At 70.1% G+C, this 22,309-nt stretch carries 25 protein-coding genes; 7 read left to right on the top strand and 18 right to left on the bottom strand.

Annotation, left to right across the window (positions count from 1 at the left end):
- Positions 1-22 precede the first annotated feature (22 nt).
- From OX958_RS16330 to OX958_RS16305, 6 genes are all read right to left on the bottom strand, one after another.
- On the bottom strand, positions 23-1,714 hold the full coding sequence (locus tag OX958_RS16330; protein ID WP_270138566.1) for a DUF885 domain-containing protein: 1,692 nt from the start codon (positions 1,712-1,714) through the stop codon (positions 23-25).
- A 129-nt stretch (positions 1,715-1,843) separates the two neighbouring features.
- On the bottom strand, positions 1,844-2,044 hold the full coding sequence (locus OX958_RS16325; RefSeq protein ID WP_270138564.1) for a hypothetical protein: 201 nt from the start codon (positions 2,042-2,044) through the stop codon (positions 1,844-1,846).
- A 121-nt stretch (positions 2,045-2,165) separates the two neighbouring features.
- The gene (locus OX958_RS16320; RefSeq protein WP_270138562.1) at positions 2,166-2,963 is read right to left on the bottom strand and encodes a hypothetical protein; all 798 of its coding nucleotides are present in this window, start codon (positions 2,961-2,963) and stop codon (positions 2,166-2,168) included.
- A gap of 213 nt (positions 2,964-3,176) precedes the next feature.
- A complete protein-coding gene (locus tag OX958_RS16315) occupies positions 3,177-3,560 on the bottom strand; it encodes a hypothetical protein (protein WP_270138560.1) in 384 nt (127 codons plus the stop codon).
- A gap of 74 nt (positions 3,561-3,634) precedes the next feature.
- The gene (locus OX958_RS16310) at positions 3,635-4,024 is read right to left on the bottom strand and encodes a nuclear transport factor 2 family protein (protein ID WP_270138558.1); all 390 of its coding nucleotides are present in this window, start codon (positions 4,022-4,024) and stop codon (positions 3,635-3,637) included.
- 82 nt (positions 4,025-4,106) lie between these two features.
- The gene (locus OX958_RS16305) at positions 4,107-4,814 is read right to left on the bottom strand and encodes a GAF and ANTAR domain-containing protein (protein ID WP_270138556.1); all 708 of its coding nucleotides are present in this window, start codon (positions 4,812-4,814) and stop codon (positions 4,107-4,109) included.
- 225 nt (positions 4,815-5,039) lie between these two features.
- On the opposite strand from OX958_RS16305, the gene OX958_RS16300 reads away from it, so the two are divergent.
- Together OX958_RS16300 and OX958_RS16295 are read left to right on the top strand one after the other, a co-directional pair.
- A complete protein-coding gene (locus OX958_RS16300) occupies positions 5,040-5,486 on the top strand; it encodes a DUF4383 domain-containing protein (protein WP_270138554.1) in 447 nt (148 codons plus the stop codon).
- 26 nt (positions 5,487-5,512) lie between these two features.
- A complete protein-coding gene (locus OX958_RS16295; RefSeq protein WP_270138552.1) occupies positions 5,513-6,283 on the top strand; it encodes an alpha/beta fold hydrolase in 771 nt (256 codons plus the stop codon).
- Here the strand turns inward: OX958_RS16295 and OX958_RS16290 are convergent.
- The 4 genes from OX958_RS16290 to OX958_RS16275 form a co-directional block, all read right to left on the bottom strand.
- Positions 6,277-7,734, bottom strand: a complete 1,458-nt coding sequence (locus OX958_RS16290; RefSeq protein ID WP_270138550.1) for a peptide MFS transporter — start codon at positions 7,732-7,734, stop codon at positions 6,277-6,279. The two genes, OX958_RS16295 and OX958_RS16290, sit on opposite strands and share 7 nt — an antisense overlap.
- A 95-nt stretch (positions 7,735-7,829) precedes the next feature.
- On the bottom strand, positions 7,830-8,816 hold the full coding sequence (locus tag OX958_RS16285; RefSeq protein WP_270138548.1) for a phytoene/squalene synthase family protein: 987 nt from the start codon (positions 8,814-8,816) through the stop codon (positions 7,830-7,832).
- Positions 8,813-10,336 (bottom strand): phytoene desaturase family protein, encoded by a 1,524-nt coding sequence (gene crtI, locus OX958_RS16280; protein WP_270138546.1) that lies wholly within the window; start codon positions 10,334-10,336, stop codon positions 8,813-8,815. Before crtI ends, OX958_RS16285 begins: the two co-directional genes overlap by 4 nt.
- Positions 10,337-10,420: 84 nt before the next feature.
- Positions 10,421-11,566, bottom strand: a complete 1,146-nt coding sequence (locus OX958_RS16275) for a polyprenyl synthetase family protein (RefSeq protein ID WP_270138545.1) — start codon at positions 11,564-11,566, stop codon at positions 10,421-10,423.
- Positions 11,567-11,771: 205 nt separating this feature from the next.
- Here OX958_RS16275 and OX958_RS16270 point away from each other — a divergent pair, with 205 nt between their 5' ends.
- Positions 11,772-12,455: a CDP-alcohol phosphatidyltransferase family protein gene (locus OX958_RS16270; RefSeq protein WP_270138543.1), complete on the top strand. Its 684-nt coding sequence runs from the start codon at positions 11,772-11,774 to the stop codon at positions 12,453-12,455.
- Positions 12,456-12,461: 6 nt separating this feature from the next.
- Here OX958_RS16270 and OX958_RS16265 read toward each other — a convergent pair whose 3' ends face one another.
- From OX958_RS16265 to OX958_RS16245, 5 genes are read right to left on the bottom strand one after another with little or no spacing between them, the layout of a single operon-like run.
- Positions 12,462-13,949 (bottom strand): phytoene desaturase family protein, encoded by a 1,488-nt coding sequence (locus OX958_RS16265; RefSeq protein WP_270138541.1) that lies wholly within the window; start codon positions 13,947-13,949, stop codon positions 12,462-12,464.
- A 7-nt stretch (positions 13,950-13,956) separates the two neighbouring features.
- Entirely contained in the window at positions 13,957-15,102 is a 1,146-nt protein-coding gene (locus OX958_RS16260; RefSeq protein WP_270138540.1) for a glycosyltransferase, read from the bottom strand.
- Complete coding sequence (locus tag OX958_RS16255; protein WP_270138538.1) at positions 15,099-15,923, bottom strand: carotenoid biosynthesis protein; 825 nt, start codon at positions 15,921-15,923, stop codon at positions 15,099-15,101. Before OX958_RS16255 ends, OX958_RS16260 begins: the two co-directional genes overlap by 4 nt.
- Positions 15,920-16,612: a hypothetical protein gene (locus OX958_RS16250; protein WP_270138537.1), complete on the bottom strand. Its 693-nt coding sequence runs from the start codon at positions 16,610-16,612 to the stop codon at positions 15,920-15,922. The genes OX958_RS16255 and OX958_RS16250 overlap by 4 nt, the downstream gene beginning before the upstream one ends.
- Positions 16,599-17,474: a YhjD/YihY/BrkB family envelope integrity protein gene (locus OX958_RS16245; RefSeq protein WP_270138536.1), complete on the bottom strand. Its 876-nt coding sequence runs from the start codon at positions 17,472-17,474 to the stop codon at positions 16,599-16,601. The genes OX958_RS16250 and OX958_RS16245 overlap by 14 nt, the downstream gene beginning before the upstream one ends.
- A 33-nt stretch (positions 17,475-17,507) precedes the next feature.
- On the opposite strand from OX958_RS16245, the gene OX958_RS16240 reads away from it, so the two are divergent.
- On the top strand, positions 17,508-17,864 hold the full coding sequence (locus tag OX958_RS16240) for a lycopene cyclase domain-containing protein (RefSeq protein ID WP_270138534.1): 357 nt from the start codon (positions 17,508-17,510) through the stop codon (positions 17,862-17,864).
- Entirely contained in the window at positions 17,861-18,220 is a 360-nt protein-coding gene (locus tag OX958_RS16235; RefSeq protein WP_270138533.1) for a lycopene cyclase domain-containing protein, read from the top strand. The genes OX958_RS16240 and OX958_RS16235 overlap by 4 nt, the downstream gene beginning before the upstream one ends.
- A gap of 13 nt (positions 18,221-18,233) precedes the next feature.
- Here the strand turns inward: OX958_RS16235 and OX958_RS16230 are convergent, their stop codons facing one another.
- Both OX958_RS16230 and OX958_RS16225 read right to left on the bottom strand, forming a co-directional pair.
- The gene (locus OX958_RS16230; RefSeq protein ID WP_270138532.1) at positions 18,234-18,500 is read right to left on the bottom strand and encodes an ANTAR domain-containing protein; all 267 of its coding nucleotides are present in this window, start codon (positions 18,498-18,500) and stop codon (positions 18,234-18,236) included.
- A gap of 292 nt (positions 18,501-18,792) precedes the next feature.
- The gene (locus OX958_RS16225) at positions 18,793-18,933 is read right to left on the bottom strand and encodes a hypothetical protein (RefSeq protein ID WP_270138531.1); all 141 of its coding nucleotides are present in this window, start codon (positions 18,931-18,933) and stop codon (positions 18,793-18,795) included.
- A 150-nt stretch (positions 18,934-19,083) separates the two neighbouring features.
- On the opposite strand from OX958_RS16225, the gene OX958_RS16220 reads away from it, so the two are divergent.
- On the top strand, positions 19,084-19,773 hold the full coding sequence (locus OX958_RS16220) for an ANTAR domain-containing protein (protein WP_270138530.1): 690 nt from the start codon (positions 19,084-19,086) through the stop codon (positions 19,771-19,773).
- Complete coding sequence (locus tag OX958_RS16215; RefSeq protein ID WP_270138529.1) at positions 19,770-20,495, top strand: GAF and ANTAR domain-containing protein; 726 nt, start codon at positions 19,770-19,772, stop codon at positions 20,493-20,495. The genes OX958_RS16220 and OX958_RS16215 overlap by 4 nt, the downstream gene beginning before the upstream one ends.
- Here OX958_RS16215 and OX958_RS16210 read toward each other — a convergent pair.
- Positions 20,492-22,276 carry a thiamine pyrophosphate-requiring protein gene (locus OX958_RS16210; protein WP_270138528.1) on the bottom strand — a complete coding sequence of 595 codons (1,785 nt, stop codon included), beginning with the start codon at positions 22,274-22,276 and terminating at the stop codon, positions 20,492-20,494. The genes OX958_RS16215 and OX958_RS16210 overlap by 4 nt on opposite strands.
- Positions 22,277-22,309: the final 33 nt, after the last annotated feature.

Here is a 22,309-nt window from a genome sequence, read left to right as displayed (position 1 = left end):
GGCATTTGCCGCCCCCGGTTTCTCAGAGCCGGGCCAGCGCGCGGCGCAACGGGTCGAGGCCGAGCGATCCGAGGTTGAGCGCGTCGGAGTGAAAAGCCCGCAGATCGAAGTCGGCGCCCTTGCGCTGTTTGGCCTCTTCCCGCGCCTGCAGCCAGATCCGCTCACCGATCTTGTACGACGGCGCCTGCCCCGGCCAGCCGAGGTACCGGTTCAGCTCCGCCTTCAGGAACTCGGTCTCCATCCGCGAGTGGGCCCGGAGGAACTCGTAGCCGAGCTCGGCGTTCCAGGTCTCGCCCGGGTGGAAGCCGAACGGGTTGTCGCGCGGGATCTCCAGCTCCAGGTGCATGCCGATGTCGACGATCACCCGGGCGGAGCGGAAGCCCTGCGCGTCGAGCATGCCGAAGCGGGCGCCCGGCTCGTCGAGGTAGCCGAGCTCCTCCATCAGGCGTTCGGCGTACAGGCCCCAGCCTTCACCGTGGCCGGAGACCCAGCAGCCGACCCGTTGCCAGCGGTTCAGCAGGTCGGCGCGCAGCATCGTCTGCCCGACCTGGAGGTGATGGCCCGGAACGCCTTCGTGGTAGACGGTGGTGACCTCACGCCAGGTGGCGAAGTCCTCGATCCCGGCCGGCACGGCCCACCACATCCGGCCCGGCCGGGTGACCAGGTCCTCGCTCGGCGGGGTGTAGTAGATGATGCCCTCGGAGGTCGGCGCGATCATGCACTCGATCCGGCCGATCTCGTCGGGGATGTCGAAGTGCTTGCCCCGCAGTTCCTGGACGGCGCCGTCGGCGAGTTCCTGCATCCAGTCGCGGAACGCCTCCTTGCCGTGGATCTTGCGGGCCGGGTCCGCGTCCAGGACGGCGGCCATCGCCGGGATGCTGCGCTCGCCGTCGTTCAGCGCGGCGGCGATGGTCTGCATCTCCTGCTCGATCCGGGCCAGCTCCTGCCAGCCCCAGGCGTACGCCTCCTCCAGGTCGAGGGTCGCGCCGATGTGGTCGCGGGAGGCGAGCTGGTAGACCTCGCGACCGACCGCGTCCCGGTTCGGCGCCTGCGGCAGCAGGTCGGTGAGCAGCCACTGGCCGAACTCCCCGAACGTCTTGCTGGCCTCGGTCGCGGCCGCCTCGACCCTGGCCTTGAGCGCCGAGTCCGGCGCCGTCGCGGTCAGGCCGAGGAAGTAGTCGTTGCCTTCGGCACCGGTCCAGCCGGCGATCCGCTCGGCCAGCACCTTGACCTGCCGGGCCGCCGAGACCCGGCCGGCGGCGGCCTGCTGGAGCAGGGTTTCGCGGTAGCCGTCGAGCAGCGTGCCGACCTGGTCCAGCCGCCGGCCGATGTTCTCCCAGTCCTGGTCGGTCGCGGTCGGCATCAGGTCGAAGACCGCGCGGATCTCGACCGGTACGCAGGAGATCCCGTTCAGCTCGTACTGCGGGACGCCCGCCTCGTACCGCTCGGCGTCGAGCTCGATCCGCTCCAGCAGCGCGTCCCTGGCCGTCTCCTCCCGGAACGACGAGACCTCGACCGCCTTCGCCTCGGCGATGGTGGCCCGGTGCAGGTCGAGCAGCGCCTCGAACCCGGCCGGTGACCGGTCCGGCAGCTTGTCCTCGTGCCCCTGCATGCCCATGATCGTCGCCGCGGCGGGCGACAACTCGGCACGGGCCTCGAGGAAGCGTTCGGAGAGCTCGTCGATCGGGCTGTGTGGTGCCGTCGTCTCGGTCATCGGGCGACAGTACCGTCGCGACCGGAGCGACCGGAATGCCAAGCTGCGCAGGTTTTCCCGGCCGTTTCTCGCCCTTCTCCGGCCTGCCCGGATCAAACCAGCGTTGGATTGAAATGACTGGGGCCCGGCTCAGTCCTGGGGCGGCTTGGTTTCGACGTGGCGGATCTTGGTGTGCTCGTCGCTGTGCGGGGCGGTCTCGGAGGTGTTCTCGGTGCCCACGGACTCGGCGGTCGCGGCCGCACCACGGCCCGCGGCGAACAGCGTCCAGAGCAGATAACCGACGGCCGCGAGGACGATGACGGCCAGCGCGATGACGATGGGTACACCCATGATGGTGGCTCCTCTCGGGTTGCGGTCGCAGTACCCAGTCGGGGCCGAGGGCATGCCCGGAGCGGGGAAAACGCGCGAGGCGCCACCCAGGATGCCGGGTGGCGCCTCGCGAGTCGGCAGCTCAGGTGCCGGCGAGCGGGTAGATCAGCGGGAGGATCTTGTAGTCGTCGGCGTTCGGGACCAGCGAGACGTACGTGCCGGAGTACAGGCAGCTGGTCGTCGAGGTGTTGTGGTTGAGCGACAGCGCGTGGCCGAGTTCGTGGCAGGCGATAGTACGGCGTTCGGCTGCCGTCAGCGTGTAGCTGTCGTTGAGCTTCACCGAGACCGGCCCCTGGGTGTTCGGGGTCCAGGTGGTCAGGCCCAGCCAGCCGGTGCTGCCGTAGGCGCCGTTGGCGACCGTCACACAGTGGACGCCGGTGGGACAGGCGGTCGAGCCGGACTTCCAGAAGGAATCGATGCCGGTCGCGCGGTTCCACTCGGTGACCGAGGCGATGACCGGCCACGCCGAGGACGTGGAGTCCAGGAAGTAGACCTGCGGGTCGTTGTACGCGCCGTAGGACCACTGGTGGTCACACCACTGCCGGGCAGTTCCCTCGCTCAAGCAGGCGAGCGCCTTCTGCTGGGTGGGCTGGTTCGACGGGGGCTGCTGCCCCTTCGCCAGTACGCCGGTGACGCCGCTGCGGCGGAGCTTGTCGCGCAACTGGTCGGGAGTGACGCCCTTGGCGGGGTCGTAGATGGTCACCGTCGTGTTGCCTGCCCGGTCCTTGCCGGTGGCGTAGACGGTGTCGTGCTCGGCGTCCGCGGTGGCGGCGGGCGCTGCGACCGGTTCTATCGGCTGGGCGTTACTGCTGGTGGTCAGCGCGACGACGGTCAGCAGGCCCACCGAACCGATGGCTGCAATGCGTTTCGCTAGCCTCACGATTTCCCTCTCGAGAGCGAAGTGCGGTTCCCCTGAGTGATCGAACCGCCACTTCACCGCACCATCGACGGGCGCTCCTGGCTAGGTACGAAACGTTTGATTCTCACGGTTCAGGCGGGCACGGCATCCACGGAGCGAGACACTCGCTGAGACGGTCAGGCAGAACGGCCATCCTTGGTGCCCACCCTGCGGACAGACCAAACAACGCGCGAATCAGGTCCGCGGCTGGGCGGGGTTGGTGGGATCGCCGTGGGCCGGCGGGTTGAGCGCCGGACCGTCCTCCGCCCCGACCCGCGAGCCGGCGTCCGGCGGACCGGCGACCTCCGGCCGTTCCGCGTTCGGGTCCCCGTCGGTCGGCTCGGCTCCGTTGTTCAGAGCCTCCAGGCGATGCCCCAGCGCCTCCAGTACCGCGATGCGCTGCGAGTGTTCGCGTTCGTAGCTGATCAGCGTCTCGAGCTGCCCCGCGTCGAGGGCCCGGATCCGGCTGGTCAGCGACCCGAACGGCAGGTGGTCGAAGTCCGTCAGCGGCAGGTCACCACCGTCCCGGGATTCCACGTCCTCGCCGTTCAGCCGGTTCTCGTCGTCACGCTGGCTCATCAGACCTCCTCGATCGAGCTGGGCCTTCGCGGTTCCCCGCCGGCCCGCGCTGAAAACCCTCCCGCCGGGATCGCTCAGCGGGAGCCGGTGGTGATGAACGCGGCGGTGTCGAAGTAGGTGGCGAAGCGGCTGATCCGGCCGTCGTCGGCGTACTCGAGCAGCGACACCCCGGCGTACCGGATGGGTGTACCGCCGGCCAGCTTGCCGTCGGCGGTCCACTCCAGCACCGCGAGCTGCGCGCCGGCGGCGGATCGGGTGAACGTGCTCGCGATCTCGTCGAACTGGGCCCGGTAGGCCTGCCAGAACTCTTCGGGCGACGACGTCCTGCTGTGGTGCGACCCGACCTCGGGACGCTCCAGCTCGGCCGTCTCGCCGAACAGTTCCGTCAGCTCGTCCACCGCACCGGAGCTCTCGAAGTCCGTCAGGGCCTGCCTGAAGCGCTGCAGGTTCTCTTCCGCGCTCATCCTCGAACCTTCCTTCCCGTTGTCGACGTCGGGCGTCGGTACCCAGGAAGGGCGCGCGTAGTAGCGCGCACAAGTTCGGTCATCAGGAGCTGCGGCGGGTGGCCTTCTCGATCACGTCGGCGACGATGCCGTCGGCGACCGTCTTGAGCTTGGTGTTGCTGTCCTGTGAGGTCCGGACCAGGAAGGCGAAGGCGCGGTCGGGGTCGATCGTGTAGCGCTCCATCACGATGCCGACCGCCTGGCCGATCACGTTGCGGGTGGCCAGGGCCTGGTTCATGGTGTCCTCCTGCCGGGCCCACCCCATCGCGACCGCGACCAGCCCGGCGAACAACGCACCCAGGGCGCGGGTGTCGCCGTCCAGGCTGTGCGCGCGATCGGCGTACAGGTTCAGTGCGCCGCGGGCATGCGGCTCGGCCCGGAACTGGAAGGCGATCTGCGCGCCGAAGCCCAGCGCCGCGGCCTGCGGCCCGTACTGCGGCCAGCGGTGATCGGAGGCCAGGTCGAGGGCCTCGACCACCGGCTCGGACAGCGCCGCCTGCAGGCAGGGCCCCTCACGCAACTCGTACTGCAGTTGATCCGCGCGCACCACCCGCTCGTCGGTCGGAGCCAGGGTTTCGATCAGACCGTCACGAGTGGTGACCGACAGGCTCGCCTGGTCGATCCCCGGCACCGTGTCGACCGCGCTGGCCAGCAGTTGCTCCAGCGTCTTGCCCAGGTCGAGGGGCGCCTGTAGGGCGGCGGCCGCCGCGGTCATCACCGCGGTCAGGTCGTCGGAAGTATCCGCGGTCATCCAGCAAACTCCTTACGAGCACCAGCAATCTGCGCTCAGTGTAATCCGGATCGGACCGGCTGCAGAGGTTCTCTGCATAGGATTCACCGCCGCACCACGGGTCACGATCCGGTAACCGCGCCGGCCGGCGGCATGTCCGGAAACGCCACGGGTACCGGGCCCCGCGTCCATCCGGATCAGGTCTGGAGGAGGTCTCCAGACCGCCACCGTCAGGAGACGCCCGCCATGTCCCAGACCAGCTCGGCCCGTCGCATGACCGCGACCCGGGTCCAACTCGCCGCGACCGTCGTCGCGGTCACCTTCCTCGCGGTCGGCATCCTCGGCTTCGTGCCCGGTATCACCACCGACTACGACACCATGATGTTCGGTGGTCACCACTCCGAGGCCATGCTGCTCGGCATCTTCCAGGTCTCGATCCTGCACAACCTCGTGCACCTGCTGTTCGGGGTCGCCGGGCTGGCGCTGGCCCGTACGGCAGCCGGCGCCCGCAACTACCTGATCGGTGGTGGCGTCGTCTACCTGGTGCTGTGGATCTACGGCCTCGTCATCGACCAGTCCAGCGCCGCGAACTTCGTGCCGCTCAACACCGCTGACAACTGGCTGCACCTCGGCCTCGCTGCCGGGATGATCGGACTCGGCGTCGCCTTGGCGCCGCGCAGGTCCCGGCCCTGAGCGAACTCGGCTCGGCAGAGCACCGCGTGGCCGCCGGCCGGCTGCACTACTGGACGAGCGGATCGCGCGGCCCGTGGATGCTGCTGACCCACGCCACCGCCCTCGACCACCACAGCTTCGACGAGCTGACTCCCCTGCTCGTCGAAGCCGGGTGGCGGACGGTGGCGTGGGATCTGCCAGGTCACGGCCAGTCCCCGCCGGCGAACGGCAGGACGACCATGGCCACCCTGGTCGACGACGCCGTCGCGGTGATGGACGACGCCGCGGGAGCTGAGCCGGTCACCCTGCTGGGGCATTCGCTCGGCGGCTATCTCAGTCAGCACGTCGCGTTCCGGCGACCCGACCGGATCGCCGCCCTGATCGCGATCGGATGCACCAGCGCGACACTCCTGCCGGCCCGCTACCAGCTACGTGCGTTGCGAGCCTCGGCCGCGCTGATCGCGGCGCTACCGGCCTGGGTGCGCCGGCGTCACACCGCCGTCCAGGCAAGTCACCACCCCGAAGTACGCCGGTACGTACGCCGTACGAGCGCACGCGTCGGCACCCGATCCGTCCTGTCGGTCTGGACCGCGCTGACCCACGGTTTCGCGGACGAACCGGAGCGGCGGTTGCAGGCGCCCTTGCTGATCATGCACGGTACGGACGATCGCACCGGCATCATCTCGTCGGAGGCGCCGCGCTGGGCCCGTCATCACCACGGCAGCAAGTATGTGGTCGTTCCGTGCGCCAGGCACAACGCTCATCAGGACAACCCCACCGCGGTGGCCGCCGCCGTGCAGGCGTTCACCGCTCAGTGAACTCCGCTCATCAGTTTGCGGATCGGCCCGACGGCGAGAGCCAGCATCGCGGCGAGGGCCAGGGCCACGGCCCCGATGACGCCGAAGTACGCCGTCTCGTGGTCGGCGCTGTAGAACTTGGCGAGGACCCCCGACATCGCCGTACCGAGGGCGATCGAGAGGAAGAACAGCGCGACCATCTGGGTCCGGAACGCCTCGGGAGCGAGCTTGGTCGCCAGGGACAGCCCGACGGGTGACAGCAGCAGTTCGGCGATGGTGAAGACCAGCAGGACGCCGGCCAGGCCGATCAGCGGGGCGCTGTTCGGGCCTCCGCCGGCCATCGGAAGGAACAGCAGGAACGCGACCCCCATGACGGCCAGGCCGAGACTGAACTTGACCGGGGTGGACGGCTGCCGGGAGCCGAGTTTGGTCCACAGCGCCGCGAACAGGCCGGACAGCACGATGATCATGATCGGATTGATCGACTGCACGAACGAGACCGGCATCTCCCAGCCGAACACGGTCCGGTCCAGCCGCTGGTCGGAGTAGATGGTCACCACCGTGAACTGCTGCTGGTAGAGCGACCAGAAGGCCGCGCTCGCGACGAACAACGGGATGAACGCGAGCACCCGCCGCCGTTCGGCCGGCGTCACGCGGCGGCTCCGCAGGATGACCACGAAGTAGCTGACCGCCGCGATCAGGCTCAGCACCACGACCGCGGTCGCGTAGCGGGCCGCCGGGAGCAGCCCGGTCGCCAGGACCACGACGACGATCACAACGGCGGCGGCCACCCCGAAGGCGACGCGGCGCAAGCCGGCGGCCGGGATGGGATCCGGTACTTCGCGGGCGGCATCGCTGAGTCGCCGGCGCCCGAAGCTGTACTGCACCAGACCGACCGCCATGCCCACGGCCGCCAGTCCGAACCCGTAGTGGAAGCCGACGTTCTTCTGCAGCAGCCCGGTGAGCAGCGGACCGGCCAGTGCGCCGAGGTTGATGCCGAGATAGAAGAGCGAGAAGCCGGCGTCGCGACGCTCGTCGTCGGCGGCGTACAGGGTGCCGACCAGGGAGGTGGCGGTAGCCTTCACACCGCCGCTGCCGAAGCCGATCAGGACCAGGCCGACCGCCACCCCGGCCATCCCGGGGATCAGCGCCAGCCCGATGTGGCCGCACATCACCACGACAGCGCTGTAGAAGAGCGTTCGCTCCGCGCCGAGCAGCCGGTCGGCCAGCCAGCCACCGGCGATCGTCGAGAGGTAGACCAGACCGCCGTACGCGCCGACGATGCTGGTGGCGGTCCCCTCGTCGATTCCCAGGCCGCCTTCGGCCGCGGAGTAGTAGAGGTAGATCAGCAGGATGCCCTGCATGCCGTAGAACGAGAACCGCTCCCACAGCTCGACGCCGAACAGGTTGGCCAGCACCGGCGGTTGCCCGAAGAAGGTACGACCGCGCTGTTCGCTCGTGTCCGTGGCCACAGCAACTCCCCTGCGAGTCGGCGAAAGTATTCGCGTCCTCAGTGCCCACTCACAGGCCGGACACACTCGGCCCGCGGCGCAACCTCACAAAAGCGTCAGGTCGTCCTGCCGTCCGGCACTCGTCCCTGACCGGAGGCGGCCGGCCAGCGAAGTTTCGAGCGGCGGGCCCAGACGGCTTGGGCGTAGGCCTTGGCCGCGACGGTGGCCTTGCGAGGAGTGCCGACCCGGGCCCGCCGGGAGAACACGTCGTAGTCGGCGGCTTCGATGCGTTTGAGGATCTCCGAGTACAGCACGTACGCCGTACGGACACAGGGTCGTGACACCGGGGCGAGCATGGCGATGCCTTTCTCGGCTTCCCGGTAGATCCGGCGGGTGATGGCGATCTGTTCGGCCAGCGCCTTGGTGACCCGGGGTTCGGTCCGCCGGTGGGTGACACACCAGCCGAGCAGTTCGGTGTCGACGTCGTAGGCGCCCAGCTCGTCGGCCGGCAGGTACACCCGGCCGCGTTCGTAGTCCTCCGCCACGTCCCGCAGGAAGTTGGTCAGCTGGAACGCCAGCCCGAGGGCCGCGGCCGCGGGGGCCGCTTCGGCGCGGCTGGTCACCGTGCCCAGCACCGGCAGGACCTGGAGCCCGATCACTTCGGCAGAGCCGCGGGTGTAGGTCTCCAGCGCCGCGCGGTCGGGATAGTGGGTGGTGAACAGGTCCATCCGCATCGAGGCGAGGAAGTCGTCGAACAGGTCGTCGGTGATGGTGTAGCGGTGGGCGGTGTCGATCACCGCGGCCAGGATCGGATCCGGGCTGTGGCCGGCCCGCAGCCCTGCGAACAGGTCGTCGGTGACGACGCGCAAGGCGGCTTCGATGTCGGTGGTGGTCGCCTCGGCGGGCGGCAGGTCGACGATGTCGTCGGCGTACCGGGCGAAGCCGTACAGGGCGTGGATCGCGGGCCGCTGGGGCGCGGTCAGCATCCGGGTCGCCAGGAAGTAGGTGCGGCCGTGCTCGGCGTTCAGCCGGCGGCAACGGTCGTAGGCGGCGCGCAGCCGGGGGTCGGCGATTCCGGCTGCGTCGAGTTCCGAGGTGGTCATGAAGTGCCTCCAGCGGGTGGCCGAAAACGAGCAGGATGAGCGAGAGCGGGCCCGGTGATGCGGTCCGCGGCCAGCCGGCCGGAGATCACCGCGGTCGGTACGCCGACGCCGGGCACGGTGCCGCCACCGGCCAGTACGACGTTGTCGCTGCGGCGCGGGAAGTTTCCCGGCCGGAAGGGACCGGTCTGGGCGAAGGTGTGCGACCACGCGAACGGCGTACCGGCGGCCATGTCCTGCCGGGCCCAGTCGGCCGGGGTGATGAGTTTGGTCGCGGTGAGACTGGCGGCCAGGCCCGGTGCGATCCGCTGCTCGACGAGGTCGACCACCTGCTCGGCGTACCGGGGGCCGTCCCGGTCCCAGTCCCGCGGTCCGGTCTGCAGGTTCGGCACCGGGGCAAGGATCGAGAGCACGTCGTGTCCGGGCGGGGCGAGCAGCGGATCGGTGGCGCTGGGGCGAGTGATCAGCAGCGACGGGTCACGCATCAGGGAGCCTTCGTCGATCAGCTCGGTGAAGGTGGAGCGCCAGGCATCGCCGAACGAGATGGTGTGATGAGCCAGCTCGGGCCACTCGCGGTTCGAGCCGGCGTGCAGCACCACAGCCGACGGAGCCGCTCGCAATGGCAGCAACCGCCGGGGCGCGGCGCCGAGGAGGCGGTAGCTGACCGGCAGTTCGGTGGTCAGCACGACCGCGTCGCACGGGTAGCGGTCGCCGTTCTCGGTTCGTACCGCGTCGACGCGCTGACCGGTTCGTTCGAGTTCACTGACCGTCGAGCCGTAGTGGAACTCGACGCCGGCCTTGGTCGCCGCCGCGGCCAGGCCGTCGGGGATCGCGCGGATCCCGTCGCGAGGGAAGTAGACCCCGGCGACGGTGTCCATGTAGGTGATCACGGAGTACAGGGCGAGCGCCTGCTGCGGCGCCTGGCCGACGTACAGGGACTGGAAGGTGAACACCCGGCGCAGCCGCTCGTCGGCGATGAACCGCCCGATCACCGGATCGAGCCGGCCGAAGCCCCGCAACGCGATCAGCCGGGCCAGCTGGGGCGAGAGCATCGACAGCGGCGAGTCGAAGTTCGACGCCACGAAGCGGTCGAACTCGACCCGGTACATCGTCTCCAGCCACGCCCGGAGTCGCCGGTAGCCGGCCGCCGCTTCGGCGCCGGCGAACTCGCGGACGGCATCCGCCATCTGCTCGGGATGGCGATGCACGGCCAAGCTGGTCCCGTCGGCGAACCTGGCCGAGTACGCCGGATCCAGCTCGGTCAGCTGCACGTGGTCGGCCAGCCGGCCACCGACCGCCGCGAACGCGTCCTCGAGGAGGTCGGGCATCGTCAGCACGCTCGGACCGGTGTCGAACTTGTAGCCGTCCAGATCGAATCGGCCCGCCCGGCCGCCCGGGACCGGCTCACGTTCGAGCACGGTCACCTGCCGGCCGCGGCCGGCGAGGTGAAGCGCCGCGCTCAGGCCGGCGAAGCCCGCGCCGACGACGACCACCCGGTCCGTGCGACCTGCGACTGTCCGCATCAGTGAGATCTCCCCTGCTCGGTCATGCCTGCTCGGTCATGCCTGCTCGGTCATTCCTGCTTGGTCATGCCTGTCTGGTCATGCCTAGTGGTCCCGCCGGGTGCACTTCTCGGCCAGCAGCAGCAGGCCCTGCCGCGGCAGCGCCGGAAGTCCTGCCGCCCGCAGCAACCGGGTCGCTTCGACCACCCGCTGCTCGATGAGCTGCTCGATCCGCGCCCGCGCGCCGGTGGCGACGATCAGCTCCTGCCACCGCCGGACCCACTCCGGATCACCGCCACCTTCCGTCTCCGCGGTGGCCGCCAGTTCCTCGAGCTGAGCGCGCTGCGCGGGGTCGGCCAGCTCACGAGCCATCACGATGACGCTCGTCGCCTTGCCCTGCCGCAGGTCGTCGCCCAGCGGCTTGCCGGTCGTCCGCGGATCGCCGAACACGCCGAGCTCGTCGTCGCGCAACTGGAACGCTTCCCCGATCAAGGCGCCGTACCGCTGCAGAGCCGCGGTGTGCTCCCGGCTGCAACCCGCCAGCGCCGCGCCGAGCTCGAGCGGCCTGCGGACGGTGTAGTTGCCGGACTTGCGCCGCGCCACGTCGAGCACGCTCTCCAGACTCGGGCTCGCCGAGGTGTCGTTCAGCAGGTCGCTGAACTGGCCGACCGCCAGCTCGCTGCGGGTCAGGTCGTACACCGGCCAAGCCCGGTTCAGGCAGTCGGCGGGCAACCCGGCCTCCCGCAGCATCCGCTCGGACCAGGCCAGACACAGATCGCTGAGCAGGACCGCGGCCGATCGCCCGAAGCGGTCCGCGCCGTGGCCCGGGCGCAGCCGGTGGTGCCAGTCGGTCAGCTGGACGTGCACGGTGGGATGCCCGCGCCGGGTCGCCGAGTCGTCCATCACGTCGTCCTGGATCAGCGCGAACGCGTGCAGCAGTTCCAGGCTGGCCGCCGCGTGCGCCGCCGCACCGGACTCGGGCCGCCCGCACAACCAGCCCAGATAGGCGAACGTCGACCGAACATATTTGCCACGAGCAACGAACTCGCGGAGGACCTGCCGCAGTACGTCGGTGTCCGGCGCGGTGAAGTACTCACTGCAGCGCTGCACCGTGAACGTCGACACCATCGCCTTCGCCCCGGTCACCTGCGCCTCCAGCCACTCCCCCAGGCCGGCGATCTCGTCCTCGGGGAGCTCGACGGGTGGAGCGACGGCCGGGTGGGTCCTTCCGTTCAGCATCACGTCAGCCACGCGACCTCCGCATCGTCCGATTCCGGTCTGCACGCATCTCCTGCGCCTACCTGCTGTTCTGCTCGAAGCCCCCACAGGGATGCACCTGACGCGAGAAATTTCGGCGAACCCGGGTACCGCACAAATTGTGCCTAAGTTTGATGGGGCGGTACCCGCCGATCTGCCGGTGAAACGCCGCGGCCGGCCGGTGCGATATACAGAGACCGTGGCCGATGACGCACAGCAGCAGTGGTCGCGGCGGCACGGCGGCCTGGACCCGCAGAGGTCGGTGTGGATCTCCGGATGGGTCGGGCTGGTCGATGCGTTCGCCCGGCCCTTGGCTGCACGCGGAGTCTCCCCCGACGTCGTCACGCTGCTCGGGACCGCGGTGACAGCCCTCGTACCGTTGCTCGCCTGGGCCGGATCGGTCTGGCTGTTCGTCGCGATACCGGTCGTCGTGGCGGGTGCAGTGCTGGACGGCGTCGACGGCGCGGTCGCGTCGCGCACAGGCAAGACCTCGCGATGGGGTCAGGTGCTCGACTCGCTGGCCGACCGGCTGTCCGATCTACTCCTCGCTCTCACTCTGGCCCTGCTCGGCGCGCCTTGGTGGCTGGCCGTCGCGCTCGGTGCGGTGACGCTGTTGCACGAGTCGGTTCGCGCCACCGCGCAGGCAGCGGGCCTGGCCGGACCGGGCGCGGTGACGGTGGCCGAGCGCCCGACCCGGGTGATCGTCGCTTCGTTCGCGCTGTTCTTCTGCGGTGCCGAGTGGGGCGCCCGGCAGGTCGGCGTCGACGTACTGCCTGCGGTCGACGATGCCGCCATCGCCACCGGAGCAGCGGGTCTCGGCCTGCTGCTCGCCGTGATCGGCCTAGGCCACCTGCTGTTCGCGGTACGACGTCGCCTGGCCTGATCCTGCTCAGGCCGGCCCGATCAGCTCGCTGACGATCCGGGCGGACAGGACCACCAACGGCAGCCCACCTCCGGGGTGCGACGAGCCCCCGACCAGGTAGAGCCCCGGTACCGGTGACCGGTTGGCCGGCCGCCGGAACGCCGCGCTGGCGCCGTTCGAGGACGTGCCGTAGATCGAGCCGCCCGGGGTGAGAGTACGGCGGGCCAGGTCGGCCGGGGAGAGCACGGTGCGGTGCCGTACCAACCGGCGTACGTCGAGGCCACGCGACGCCATCACCGACAGGACCTGGTCGGCGTACCGTTCGGCAAGTCCAGGCGAATCCCAGTCGACGCCATCCTGAGGATCGTGCCTGGGTGCATTGACGAGCACGAACCACGCGCCGGCTCCGGCGTGCGGAACCAGCGCCGGATCGTCCGGCGCGGAAATGTAGACGGTGGGCCGCTCGACCGGCCGGGCCCGGCCGCGACGACCGAAGACGGAGTCGAACTCGGCGTCGTAGTCCTCGGCGAACAGCACCTGATGATGCGGCTGATCGGCGGGCGCTTCGTCGAGGGCCAGCAGCAGCACGAACCCCGACAACGACGGCGTCGTACGGTGGATCCTGGCGGCGGCACGGCGTGCCAGCGGTCCTGACACGAGCCGGTCGTAGACCTGGGCGGCATCAGCGTTGGCCACTACGGCGTCAGCTTCGATCACAGTGCCGTCGACCAGACGGACGCCGGTGGCCCGGCCGCCGCTCAACAGTACTTCGGCAACCTCGGCGCCGGTTCGCACCTGTGCACCAAGAGACTGAGCCCGCTGCAGCAGCGCCTCGCCGATCCGGTACAGCCCACCGGGCACATACCAGGAACCGTAAGCCTGTTCGGCATAGGGCACGGCGGCCAGCGCCGCCGGTGCCCGGCGAGGGTCCGAGCCGGTGTAGGTGGCGTAGCGATCGAGCAACATCCGCAGCCGCGGATCTTCGAGGTACGCCGTCCCGAGACCGCGCAGGCTGCGCCAAGGCGCGACCGCCCCGACCTGATCCAGTCGGCGCGACAGCCGTGCCATGTCCGCGAGGGTGATCGGTGACTCCAGGAACGGTTCCCGGGTGATGTCCCAGATGCGGTGGGCTCGTTCCATGAACGCCGACCACTGCGCACCGCGGCCGGGTCCGAGGGCGGCGTCCAGAGCAGCCGGTATGTCGGCAGCCTCGCCGGGCAGTTCCAGCACGGTGCCGTCGGCGAAGCGGTAGCGGCAGGCGATGTCGAGGCGCTGCAGGTCGAGCACCTCGGTGAGCGGAGGTCCGGTGTCGGCGAACAACTCGGCCAGTACCTGCGGCATCGTCACCAGCGAAGGGCCCGTGTCGAAGACGAAGCCGTCCTGGGTCAAGGTGCCGAGCTTGCCGCCGATCTCATCGGCCTGCTCTAGAACGGTGACCTGATGCCCGAGCGCACTCAGCCGAGCGGCGGCGGCAAGCCCGCCGACGCCTGCCCCAACGACGACCAGCCGGCTCATGAATCGCTCACCGGCGAACCTCGACAGGCCGGCCCTTCCAGCGCAAGGTTCCCCGTTGGCGGGCCACCACGGAGTCGGCGGTGAGCGCTGCGAACGCCGCTACTGACAGCGGATGCGCCCAGGCATCAGGGTGCACCCGGCCACCGGTACGCCGGGCCACCAGCGCCCGCCCGGCCACACTGGCGAGGTAACCGATCAGCCCAACCCGCGAACCCCGCAGCGCTGCCGCAGCAGGCACGACGTGGGAAAGCAGCATCAGCGCCGTCACCGCCGCAGCGCCCATCGGTGATCCGAACGCGGCCCACAAGGACTTCGTATAGCCGGCCCTCAAGTCGCGCCAGCCGTCGTACATCCGGCAGGAGGCGATGTCACTGCCGTCGACCACCACGCCACGGCCGCCCGAGCGCTTCAGCGCCCGCAGCAGGCCGATGTCCTCCAGTACGTCGGCCCGGACCGCCGCGTGCCCACCTGCTCGCCGGTAGGCCGCGGCGTCGACAGCGAGCAACTGGCCGTTCGCCGCCGTCAGCGACGGCCGCGCGGAGCTCTCGGCAATTGCCAACGGCAACGTGCTCATCCAGGACCACTGCAGCAGCGGTTGCACGAGCCGCTCCGCGACGCCCTCGGCTTCCTGGCGCGGATAAGGGCAGACGAGGTCGAGACCGGACGAACGCAGCAGGCTCACGGTCGCGGTCAGTCCGGCCTCGGAGACCGTCACGTCGGCATCGACGAAGACCAGCACCGAAGCCCCACCGGCAGCGTCGGCGAGTTGCTGACACGCCCACGGCTTCCCCAGCCAGCCGTTCGGTGTCGGGACGCCGGTGATCACCTCGACCGGATGCGGCACCGGATGCTCGCTGTCGTTCAAGATCCGGTGCAATGCGTCGGCCGTGCCGTCGGCGGACCGGTCGTCGAGCACGATGACCCGGGCAGGCCCAGGCCAGTGGGCGGCCGCCGACGCGAGTTCGCGCACGCACTGCTCGACCCGCTCGGCCTCGTCGCGCACGGGCAGCAGCACCGCGAGGGTCTCGGAGGCCGGCGAGGCCACGGGCGAGGGCGCACGCAGCCGGCGCAGATTGTCGAGAGTCAGGCCCAGCGACGCGACAGCGAACGTCGTACCGGCGCGAACCAGCCAGCGGCCGGCCGGCACCCTCACCGCCGACCCGTCCGGCGAATCACCAACGCGGCCAGCGGTAGCGCCACGATTCCCATCACCAGGCTGCCGACCAGCGCCACCGGAGGACGACCGAAGAACAAGGCGTGGGCGAGCACCGAAGAACCATAGGTCCACAGATACACCGCAACCGGTACGGCGTCGCGCCGCAACTCCACCCGCCGGCCCGCGGAGGCGGGCACCAGCCGATCGAGCACTCCGCAGATGAGCGCCGACACCACCAGCCAGCCGGCGAAGTTGGTCAGCGGGATTCCTTCCACCCCGGGCAACGCGGGGTGCGGGTCGTCCCAGGTCCAGTGCCCGGCATCGACCATCTGCGGGTCGAGGAAAACGTCCCAGGCCGTCAGCGCCCAAGCCGCTACGAGGAGCCGCAGCACCGGTCGGCGGCCGGGGACCAGCAGCCGGGCCACCAGCAGGGCCGGCCACGCCATCATCACCCAGGCCAGCGGCACCAGCCCCGGCACACCGAATACCTCCCAGCCGAGCGTGCCGGTGTAGTCGTACCTGCCGAACGGCACGCCGGTACTCACGCCGATCGCCTCAGCGACCAGTCCACCGCCGCCGGCCACGACGAGCAGAGCCAGTGCCGTGCTCGGGCCCCGGGTCGCCAAGGCATGGGTCAGCGCGGCGGCCGAGAGCAGCAGCACGCTGGCGACTGTGAGCGCGAACGTGCCGCCCGCTGTGAACGGGAAGATCATCTGCACCAGCACCGCGGCGGCCGCCAAGCCGCCCGCCACCCAGGTGACCGCCCTGGGCGCTGTCCACGACCTCGCTGCGCTGGTCTCGACGCGGGAGCTGGTCATGGCGTCCGCCCGCGGTAGGTGCCCTCGATCTCGCGGACGGCGAAGCGGGCGAAGAGTTCCTCGGCGTACCACCGGGCCGGCTCCGTCCGCTCGACCGCGGCGCGATGAGCCTCTCCGCGGTACGCGAAGTCGACCAGGGTCTTGCCGGAGTCCCACAAGGAGAAGGTGCCCTGCAGACCGATCGGCGCCTCACCGATGCCGATCGCCAAGCGGAGTCCGGGGGCTTCGGTGAGGTCGGAGACCACCGGAGGCACCGCCCGCCAGAACGACAGCGCCCGGGACGGCCGCAGCCGGGCCCGCGTGATGGCGGCCACCGGGCCGGCCTGTGCCGGCCGGTCCGCCAGGCGGAAGGGTTCGCTGCCTGACCACCGTCCACGAGACGACAGCGGAGTCATCCGCACCCGCAGCCGCTCCTGCGCCGCCGCCTCCCAGCTGCCGACCAGGGGGCCGCGTCCGAAGTCGTCAGCGGCTTCGATCTCGTCCCACACGGTCAGCAGGGCCCAATGATGCAGATCGGCGTCACGAGGAGTGAAAGTACGTCCTGAGCTGGTCCCGAGCAAGGTGGCGAACCGCAGGCCGGGAGTCCTGCGCAGCCGCGAACGTCCGCCTGCCATCCGCAACAGGGCCGGCCCCACCTTCGGCACCCGCCAGACCCGCAGATCCACCACGCTGCCGTCAGAGCTGTTCACGACCGCCTCCCGTGGCCCACGGGGAGTTGGCACTCACTCGGTCCTCGAGAGCCTGGGTGACCGCCCAGCCCAGTAACAGCAGCACGTGCAGCACATAGAGCCACAGCCCGACGGCGAGGACCCCACCGACCACTCCGAGCCCGCCGAACGGAACCCCGACATCGATCGGGATCGCCAGGAACAGCTGGAACCCGTGCAGGAAGCCGGCCAGGCAGGACCCGGTGGCCAGCGCCCCTACCGCCGCAACCCACCAGCGTGGCCGGCTCGGGGCGACAGCCCGGAACACCCACGTGAGCAGAACGCTCAGCGCCAGCCAGACGATCGTGAAGCCCGCCACGATCCGCACCAGCGCATTGCCGAGCCCACCCCCGCCTCCCTCGGGCGACAGGGGTGCCAGCCGGTCACCGACCGCCAGGATCGCCCAGGTGAGCGGCGGCACGACCACGACCAGCGGCATCAGCAGCAACCGGGCACGCCACCCGGTGAAGCGCTCCGTAGCCGGCCGTAACGTCAGGCAGGCCCGTCGGATGCCTTCGCCGTAGAACGATGCCGGGAGCAGGAGTACCAGGGCGCCGATGACGCCGAGCTGGGTCGCGGCGTGCACCAGATCGTCGTACCGCGGCCGGCCTCCCAGGTCCGGCGGCACCAGCACCCGCAGGTCGAGCAGCCGTCGTTCGGCGCCGTCGATCCCACCGAACCAGGTCGTGCTCCACAGGGCGAGCAGCAGCCACGGAACGACGGCGATGGCGCCGAAGTAGGTCAGCGTCGCTGCCGCCGCCGACAGGTCGCGGCCCTTCAAGATCGCTCCCGTACGCCGGGCCAGCCCGCGCAGCTCGCCGGCCGGACCGCGAGGGTTCGTCATCGCGGCCTCGGGCGCATCGGCGAGAATGACGCCATGCGTGAACTGACGTACGTGGTCATGCTGGTGTTCGTACTGGTCGCCACGCTGCCACTGGAAGTGCTGTTGCGCACCCGGGTGTACGCCCGGCCGTACCGGTTCGGGCTGGTGCTGCTGTGCGCGGGACTGCCGTTCGCCCTGTGGGACTTCCTGGCCGTCCGCGCCGGGCACTGGGTCTTCGACGAGTCGCTCACGCTGGGGATGTCCCTGGCGAGCCTGCCGCTGGAGGAGCTGCTGTTCTTCGTCGTGGTGCCACTGGCGTCGGTGATGACGCTGGAGGCCGTGCGCAGCGTGCGGGGCTGGACGGTGGGCGACGAGGCAGGCGTCGCGGCCGAGGAGGACGACCGGAGATGACTCACACCGAGGCTTCACTTCTGGGCATCGCCGTCACTGTCGTGCTGGACCTCTGGGTGCTGCGGACCCGGCTGCTCGGCCGCCGCGCGTTCTGGGTCTCGTACTCGATCATCTTGTTCTTCCAGCTCCTCACGAACGAATGGCTCACCTCCCGGGGCGTCTTCCGCTACGACGAGGATGCCATTCTCGGCTGGCGGATCGGCCACGCGCCAATCGAGGACTTCTGGTTCGGCTTCAGCCTGGTGGCCCAGTCGATGATCTGGTGGGTCTGGTGGGGACGCCGGGGAGTGCAGGCGGAAGAGCCACCCGGTCCGCGGCCGGCGATCGCGCGGGCGCTGCGCCGCCCGCGACGCTGAGCCGGTGGTCCACTCACTCACCGGACCGGTCCAGGGTTCGCAGCGAGTCGAGCCGCGGGCCGAGCCACCTGGTCAACTCGTCGTCGGCCGGGCCGGTGCCCGAGCCGGTCCCGGCGGTGCTTCGAGCGGCTTCGATCACTCTGGCGGCGATCGTCGATGTGCTGACGCCGCGTTGCCGGGCCCAGTCCCGCAGTACGTCGGTCGCTGCTTCTTCGTCCAGCCAGTAACTCACCATCAGAAGACCGACGGCGGTCGCCATCGGGTCCACTCGGTCGTCCACAGTCGTCGCCTCTCTTCACCACTGACGCAGTACTCCGGGCCCGGTTCCCGCGAACCATGCACCGGATTTGCCGGAGCCTGGTTCCAGCGATGCGGTCTGGGTACTGAGGCCTTCCAACCTTCGGCAGGCCTCGGCGCGGGTCACCGGAGGGAGCGAGAAGTGACGGTGGCCGGATGACGGGGTATCGGCCGGGGACGGCCCGCCGAGAGGCGTCGGGCCACCGTCACCGTGAAGTTCCGCCCGCCAGGTCGAGCAGCGGCCGTGAGCCAAATGATGCCTACGGCACCGACTGCTACTCGGGCGGCCCGATGTGCTCGCCCGGCTCGTGGTCCTGGTCGTCGTCGGCCACGGTGCCGTCCGGACGGCCTTCCTCGGGAGCCTTCTGGGTGGGCTCGCTGTCCTGGTCCTCGTACTCGCCTGGTTGTTCTGTCATGGCTCGCCTGTACCCCGGCGCCCGCCCCGCAACCTGCTGCCGCGTCGCATGACTGCGGGTACTTGTCTCGCCTACCTACGAATCTGCGCGAGCCAGGAGGCGGTATGGTCGGCGAGTGGGAGCGGCGGCTGTGACGGGAGCCTGGTTTCGATGACTGATCGCGCGGAACTCTTCGTGCGGCTCGCGACGCTGGCCGCCGCCAACGTCACCGACGCCCATCTGGCCGGGCGGTTGTGCGACGCGAGCCGGCTGATCCTCGGTGCCGACGGCGCGGCGATCACGGTGGAGAACACCAGCTCGAGCCGGACCACCCTGTCGACCACTGATCGGGTGATGGCGACGTTGGAGGATCTCCAGGACGTGACCGGCGAAGGCCCTTGCCTGGATGCCTTCCGGTACAGCACGTACTTCACCCTGGCGCTGGAGAACGAGCCCAATCTCCGCTGGCCCGAGTTCGCCCGGTCCGCTTGGCAGGCGGTCGGCGGCCTGCAGATGTACTCGTTCCCGATGCGACCGGGCGGTGAGACCTTCGGGGTGATCAGCGTCTACACGACCGATGGCCGCGAGCTGCCCGAGCCGATCGACGCCGTGCAGTTCGTGGCCGACGCGGTCGGCGCCGCGCTGCTCCGCGACCCGACGGCGGAGGGACTCGGCGAAGGAGCCTGGGCCTCCCGCGCGCAGGTCCACCACGCCTGCGGCATGGTCACGGCCCAGCTGGGACTGCCCCCCGACGACGCGCTGGCGATCCTGCGTGCCCACGCTTATGCCTACAACATCACCCTGGTGGAGACCGCCCGCCAAGTGGTGGACCGCGAACTGACCTTCGGAGGTGAGAAGTGAGCAGTCGGCTCGACACCCAACTGCCCGAACGCGCTGTCCAGGAACTGGCGACCGCGCTGTCGGCCCTCGTCACCGATCACGACGTGCTCGGGACGATCACCAACCTGCTGGCCGGCTGCGAGCGGTGCCTGCTCGCGACCGGGAGCGGCATCGTGATCTCCCGGCCGGACAACCAGGAACTGGAGTTCCTGGCCGCCACCAGTCACCGGGCCGAGGGCATCGAGCTCTATCAGGCGCAGACCGAAAGCGGACCCGCGGCCCTGACCCTCGCGACCGGCGAGCCGGTGGCCGCCGACTCGACGTTGCTCGCCGGCCGCTGGCCGGAGTTCGCCGAGCGGTTCGAGGCGCAGGGCTACCACAGCCTGTACGCGCATCCCATGCGCTGGCGGGGCCAGACGTTCGGCGCCCTCAACCTGTTCTTCCCCGCCGAGCTGGTTCCGGCCGGTACCGCGACCGTGGCCCAGGCGTTCGCCGACATCGCCACCGTGGTCATCCTGCACTCGGGGACGAACTCGATCACCCATCTGATCGGTCAGTTGCGGATCGCGCTGACCGACCGGATCGTGATCGAGCAGGCGAAGGGAGTGCTGGCCTACACCGAGGACCTGACCCTCGACGCTGCCTTCGACCAGCTACTGCACCGGGCCAGGACCAGTGAGCGGTCGCTGTCGGAGGTCGCCGCCGAGGTCGTCGACGCGGTCGCCCATCCCAGCAAGTCCTAGTCGAGGTAGTTCTCGGTGGCCTGGCTGCGCAGGACCTGACTGCGGGCTCCGTGCCCGTCCGGCTCCTGGTCGATGCCCTGGAAGACCTTCTGCAGCTTGGCGTCGTCCAGACCGGGAGGCAGCAGCGGAACGGCGGGATCGACCACGGCTTCGATCACGGTGGGCCGGTCGGCGGTGAAGGCCGCTGTCCAAGCGGCCTCGATCTGGTCGGGCTTGTCGACGCGGATGCCCCGCAGACCGAGCAGTTCGGCGTACGACGCGTACGGGAAGTCCGGGACTCGCTGCGAGGCCGGGTAGCGGGGATCGCCCTCCATCTCGCGTTGCTCCCAGGTGACCTCGTTGAGATCCTGGTTGTGCAGCACGAGTACGACGAACCGTGGATCCGGCCACTGCTGCCAGCGATCGGCGACGGTGATCAGCTCGAGCAGACCGTTCATCTGCATCGAGCCGTCACCCACCAGCGCCACCACCGGACGTGACGGCGCATCAAGCTTGGCCGCCAGGCCGTAGGGCATCGCGCAGCCCATCGACGCCAGGTAGCTCGACACGTGAGCCGGTACGCCGGCCGGCAGCGCGAGATGCCTGGCATACCAGTACGTCGCCGACCCGACGTCAACGGCGACCCGCGCATCGTCGGGCAGGTGACCGGACAGTGCCCGGACCACCGCCTCCGGGTTCAGCGGATCGGCCGGGGTCTGCGCGCGCTCCTCGGCCAGCCGGTGCCACCGTGCCACGCTCTGCTCGACCTGCTCCGGCCACCGCCGGTCGGCCGTTCTGCGCAACTGCGGGATCAGGGCTCGCAGCGTCGTCGCCGCGTCGCCGACCAGCGCCACCTCGACCGGATACTTGCTGGCGACGACGCGGGCCTCCAGGTCGAGCTGCACCGTCCTCGCCCGGCCCGGCTCCGGGTAGAACTCCGTCCACGGATCGTTGCATCCGACAATGAAAAGGGTGTCGCAACCGCCGAGCAGTTCCGCGCTCGCCGTGGTGCCCAGATGCCCCATCACGCCCGTGTGCCAAGGCGATCCTTCGTCGAGCACCGGCTTGCCGAGCAGCGACACGGTCACTCCGGCCCCGAGCAACTCGACCAGTTCGGCGATCTCGGCGGCAGCCCCTGCCGCTCCCCGGCCCGCGAGGACGGCCACCTTCCGGCCCTGCTGAAGCAACTCGGCGGCCCGGCGTACGGCGTCCGCGTCGGCCTCCACCTTCGGCGGGCTGCCGACGACCGCGGCCGACGGGACCATGCCGTGGTCGTGCGGCAGGTCGTCGATCGCGTCGGCACGCTGGAGATCGTGCGGCAGGATCAGGCAGGTCGGCGTCCGCGCCGCGATCGAGGTTCGCATCGCGTTGTCGAGCAGCATCGGCAGTTGCTCGGGCCGGACGGCGGTCTGGACGTACTGCGAGCAGACGTCCTTGAAGAGCGAGTGCAGATCGATCTCCTGCAGGTAGCCGCTGCCCAGGGCGGTGGAGACCACCTGACCGACCAGTGCGACCACCGGCTGCTGGTCGAGTTTGGCGTCGTACAGGCCGTTGAGCAGGTGGATCGCGCCGGGCCCGTGGGTGGCGACGCAGACTCCGGGCCAGCCGGTGTACTTCGCGTGGCCGGTCGCCATGAACGCGGCCATCTCCTCGTGCCGGGTCTGGACGAACTCCGGCTCGCCGTCCGCCCGCCGGAACGCCGCCAGCAGCGGGTCGATGCCGTCACCGGCGTACCCGAAAACGCGGGGTACCTGCCAGGTCCGGAGGCGGTCGACGAGGGCATCAGCGACTGTACGGGTCATGAGTCGCTGTACCCGGCGCCGGTTCCGGGCAAA

The organism is Kribbella sp. CA-293567 (assembly GCF_027627575.1).
In the GTDB taxonomy this organism is placed as follows: domain Bacteria; phylum Actinomycetota; class Actinomycetes; order Propionibacteriales; family Kribbellaceae; genus Kribbella.
The sequence above is the reverse complement of the archived record's forward strand: the minus strand, read 5'-3'. Positions and strand labels throughout refer to the sequence as shown.